A 4,547-nucleotide genomic window follows, 5' to 3' on the forward strand; every position below is an offset into this window, starting at 1 on the left:
GCCGTCAAGGGCGGCAGCGTGGTGGCCGAGGTGGTCGGCACCATGGGCGCCATCAATGCGTCGTCCAGGAAGATCGTCGACATCATCGGCGTGATCGACGGGATTGCCTTCCAGACCAATATCCTGGCCTTGAATGCCGCGGTCGAAGCTGCGCGTGCCGGTGAACAAGGCCGTGGCTTTGCGGTCGTGGCCGCTGAAGTGCGCAACCTGGCGCAACGCAGCGCCGCGGCAGCCAAGGAAATCAAGACCCTGATCGATGATTCGGTGAGCAAGGTCGAAGAGGGCAGCAACCAGGTGGCCGAAGCCGGCAAGACCATGGACGAGATCGTCGACAGCGTCAAACGCGTGACCGACATCATGGCCGAGATCACGGCGGCCAGCCAGGAACAGACCTCGGGCATCGAACAGATCAACCAGGCCATCACGCAGATGGACCAGGTCACGCAACAAAATGCCGCGCTGGTCGAGGAGGCAGCCGCCGCCGCATCGTCGCTGCAAGAGCAGGCCGGCAACCTGTCGCAAGTGGTCAGCGTCTTCAGGCTGGACAGCCGGCACGAGCAGGTCGCCCACCCGCAGCGCGCCGCCGGCGCGGCCCGCCCCGCCGGCGCGGCCCGCCCCGCCGCCACACCCCAGCAGCCGCCCAAAGCCCGCAAGGCCATCGCGGCGCCGCAGCGCAAGCCGGCCGCCACGGGCGACCTGGCCGTGGCAGGCGGCGGAAGCTGGGAAACGTTTTAAGAACCCGTGCGCCGTGCGCCATGCGCTTGCGCCCCTGGCCCTGACCGAATCGATAGGAACCCCACCATGAAACTCGCAAATATCCGTATCGGCTCCCGGCTCGCGCTGGGCTTCGCTTCTGTCCTGGTGCTGATGGCCTTGTTGACGGCCGTCGGCATCTGGCGCCTGCAAACCGTGGGCGCCCTGACGCGCGACATGCTGGAGCAGGGCATGGTGAAAGAGCGGGCGGTCATCCAGTGGCAGGGCGCCATCCAGCTGACGATCTCGCGCATCCTGGCAAACGCCAAGAATGCCGACCCGGCCGAACAGAAATTCTTCCAGGACCTGGCCTCGCAATCCATGGCCGGCAACAACGTCCTGCAAAAACAGGTCGAAGAGATGGTGAACGACGACGCCGGCAAGGCCGTGCTGGCCGAGATCGGTGAGCGCCGCAAGGCTGCCCGCGCGGCCACCGAGGCCATCTTCAAGGCCAAAGCCGCCGGCGACGACGAAGGCGCCAAAAAAATCATTGCGGAACAGTTGCTGCCCAATACCGACGCTTACCTCGTCTCCATGGCCAAGCTCGTGACGCTGCAGGACGAACAGCTCAAGGCGCAGGCTGAAGAAGTCGAAACGCATTACCAGACCGGCCGCCGCTACCTGGCGGTGCTCTTCACCATCGCGCTGGTGCTGGGCATCCTGCTGGCATGGCGCCTGACCACCGGCATCACCCGGCCGCTGAGGCAGGCCGTCAAGGTGGCGCAGACGGTCGCCGGCGGCGACCTGGCCAGCCACATCGAAGTCAAAAGCACCGACGAAACCGGCCAGCTGATGCAGGCGCTGAAAAGCATGAACGAAAGCCTGGCCAAGGTGGTCGGCGAAGTGCGCCAGGGCACAGACACGATTGCCACCGCTTCGAGCCAGATCGCCGCCGGCAACCATGATTTGTCGTCGCGCACTGAAGAGCAGGCGAGTTCGCTGGAGGAGACGGCGGCCTCGATGGAAGAACTGACCAGCACCGTCAAGCAGAACGCCGACAACGCGCGCCAGGCCAACCAGCTGGCGGTGTCCGCCTCCAGCGTCGCCGTCAAGGGCGGCAGCGTGGTCGCCGAAGTCGTCGGCACCATGGACGCGATCAATTCCTCGTCACGCAAGATCGTCGACATCATCGGCGTGATCGACGGCATCGCCTTCCAGACCAACATCCTGGCCTTGAATGCGGCGGTGGAAGCCGCCCGCGCCGGCGAACAGGGCCGTGGCTTCGCGGTCGTCGCCGCCGAGGTGCGCAACCTCGCGCAACGCAGCGCGGCAGCCGCCAAGGAAATCAAGACCCTGATCGGCGACTCGGTCGACAAGGTGGAAGAAGGCAGCAAACAGGTCGCAGAAGCCGGCCGCACCATGGACGAGATCGTCGCGAGCGTCAAACGCGTGACCGACATCATGGCCGAGATCACCGCCGCGAGCCAGGAGCAGACCGCCGGCATCGAGCAAGTCAACCAGGCCATCACGCAGATGGACCAGGTCACGCAGCAGAATGCCGCGTTGGTCGAAGAAGCGGCCGCCGCGGCATCGTCGCTGCAGGAACAGGCCAGCGAGTTGTCGCAGGTGGTGAGTGTTTTCCGCCTGGAGGGTGGAGACGTGCAGCGGCATACGGCGCAGCGGCCGCCTGCCGCACGCGCGCCCGCAGTGCCACGGCAGCCGCCGCAGGCAAGGAAGGCGATTGCTGCGCCTCGTGCGCTGGCGGCGGCCGGCGAGGGCTGGGAAACGTTTTAAGCCGGCGCGAGACCCGGCCAAACCCCAAGGGCTTTCCCTGATTTGCCCGGAGATAAGGCCACAACCCCACTCTGATCGACTGATTTGCCGGCCGTTTGAATGGATAACCTTTACCCCAAACGCGTGACAGCATCAAGAAACGGGGGCTTCCATGAAACTGCGAAACAAAATTATCCTGAGTATGAGCCTCGTGTTCATGCTGTTCAGCATCGCGATCGCGGTGGCCCTGGCGGGCATGCAGAGCGCCAAGAACGGGTTCGAGAGTTTCCTGCAAACCGACCTCGCGCTGCTGCAGGCCGCGACCGGCATGTATGCGGACGGGCTGCAAAGCGGGCAGGCACTGCGCAACGTGGTGCTGGACCCGGCCAACAAGCAGGGCTTGAAAAACCTCGAGAAGGCGAATCTGGATTTCAATGAAAACGGCCGCAAGGCGCTGGCGCTGTCGGCGCCGGATCCCGCGGACCGCAAGACGGTGGAAGGCGTGCTCGCGCTGCGCGAACAGTACGCGCCCATCCAGCTCAAGATCCTGGGACTGGCCGCGAAGGACCAGGCCGCGGCCATCACTTCCGTGAGCCAGGAGGAAACGCCTTTGTGGCGCGGCATCCGCGAACGCCTGCTGGAATTCATCAAGGCCAAGAACGCCGCCGTGGAAAACACCAAGGCCCAGCTCGCCGCGCACAGCCGGCAGATGCTGCTGGCCGCGCTGGCGCTGATGGGGGTGGCGGTGCTGCTGGGCGCGGCCATCATCGCCTGGCTGATACGCCACATCATGCGGCAGCTGGGCGGCGAGCCGGTGTATGCCGTCGAAGTGGCGCATGCCATCTCCACGGGCGACCTTTCGCGCGAAGTGAGCCTGGCCAAAGGCGACGGCAGCAGCCTGTTGTTTGCCATGAGCGCCATGCGCGAGAACCTGACCGCGACCATAGGCCACATCCGGCGCTCCACCGACACCATCACCACGGCCACCAGCGAGATCGCCGCGGGCAACCATGATTTGTCCTCGCGCACCGAAGAGCAGGCGAGTTCGCTGGAGGAGACGGCGGCCTCGATGGAAGAACTGACCAGCACCGTCAAACAGAACGCCGACAACGCCAGGCAAGCCAACCAGCTGGCGGTGTCCGCCTCCAGCGTCGCCGTCAAGGGCGGCAGCGTGGTCGCCGAAGTGGTCGGCACCATGGGCGCGATCAATGCGTCGTCCAGGAAGATCGTCGACATCATTGGTGTGATTGACGGCATCGCCTTCCAGACCAACATCCTGGCCTTGAACGCTGCGGTTGAAGCGGCGCGTGCCGGTGAGCAAGGCCGTGGCTTTGCGGTCGTAGCCGCCGAGGTACGGACCCTCGCACAGCGCAGCGCCGCAGCCGCCAAGGAAATCAAGGCCCTGATCGGTGACTCCGTCGACAAGGTCGAAGAAGGCAGCAAGCAGGTCGCCGAAGCCGGCCGCACCATGGACGAGATCGTCGCCAGTGTGAAGCGCGTGACCGACATCATGGCCGAGATCACCGCCGCGAGCCAGGAGCAGACCGCCGGCATCGAGCAGGTCAACCAGGCCATCACGCAGATGGACCAGGTCACACAACAGAATGCCGCGCTGGTTGAGGAAGCCGCAGCCGCCGCTTCCTCCTTGCAGGAGCAGGCCAGTGAGTTGTCGCAAGTAGTCAGTGTGTTCAGGCTGGAGGGTGGTGAGGCGCACCACGCACCGCAGAGGCCGTCTGCCGTTCGCGCGACCGCCGCGGCCTCGCAGCCGCCCCAGGCGAGGAAGGCCATTGCAGCGCCTCGTGCGCTGGCGGCCGCTGGCGAGGGGTTGGGAGCGTTTTAGGCCGGGTCTTGCGCCGGCCTTGCGCGCCTCGCCCTTTGCATGGGCTTGCTGGCCGGGGTCGCCCGGCAGCGACTCACTTTTCTTTGCTTCGCCCGGCGTGTGTCAAGGTAGTTGTCGCCTCGGGTGAACTTATGCCGCGAGATTTTGCCTTTGCGCTTGTTCGCGTTCCGGATTGAGGTACACGGCGTCTGCCAGGTGCCAGTTCCTGATCTGTGCGGACCAGCGTTGCGGATGGCGGTCC

The 4,547-nt window shown here is 65.4% G+C and carries 3 protein-coding genes; all 3 read left to right on the top strand.

Going from position 1 to position 4,547, the window contains the following annotated elements; translation table 11 throughout:
* On the top strand, nucleotides 1–735 hold a 735-nt coding region (locus ACLV8F_RS24665), incomplete at its 5' end, for a methyl-accepting chemotaxis protein (RefSeq protein ID WP_411886833.1).
* Between the two features lie 66 nt (nucleotides 736–801).
* Nucleotides 802–2,487, top strand: coding sequence for a methyl-accepting chemotaxis protein (locus ACLV8F_RS24670; protein ID WP_411886834.1), 1,686 nt, complete (start codon nucleotides 802–804; stop codon nucleotides 2,485–2,487).
* Nucleotides 2,488–2,668: 181 nt separating this feature from the next.
* Nucleotides 2,669–4,306 (top strand): methyl-accepting chemotaxis protein, encoded by a 1,638-nt coding sequence (locus tag ACLV8F_RS24675; protein WP_411886835.1) that lies wholly within the window; start codon nucleotides 2,669–2,671, stop codon nucleotides 4,304–4,306.
* The last annotated feature ends 241 nt before the right edge of the window (nucleotides 4,307–4,547 follow it).

Origin of the sequence: Polaromonas sp. YR568, from assembly GCF_943369675.1 — a bacterium.
Lineage (GTDB): Bacteria > Pseudomonadota > Gammaproteobacteria > Burkholderiales > Burkholderiaceae_C > Polaromonas.

What these genes read in the sequence shown, in the direction of transcription:
- ACLV8F_RS24670 (WP_411886834.1), top strand. Translation starts at nt 802, where the DNA reads ATGAAACTCGCAAATATCCGTATCGGCTCCCGGCTCGCGCTGGGCTTC.
- ACLV8F_RS24675 (WP_411886835.1), top strand. Translation starts at nt 2,669, where the DNA reads ATGAGCCTCGTGTTCATGCTGTTCAGCATCGCGATCGCGGTGGCCCTG.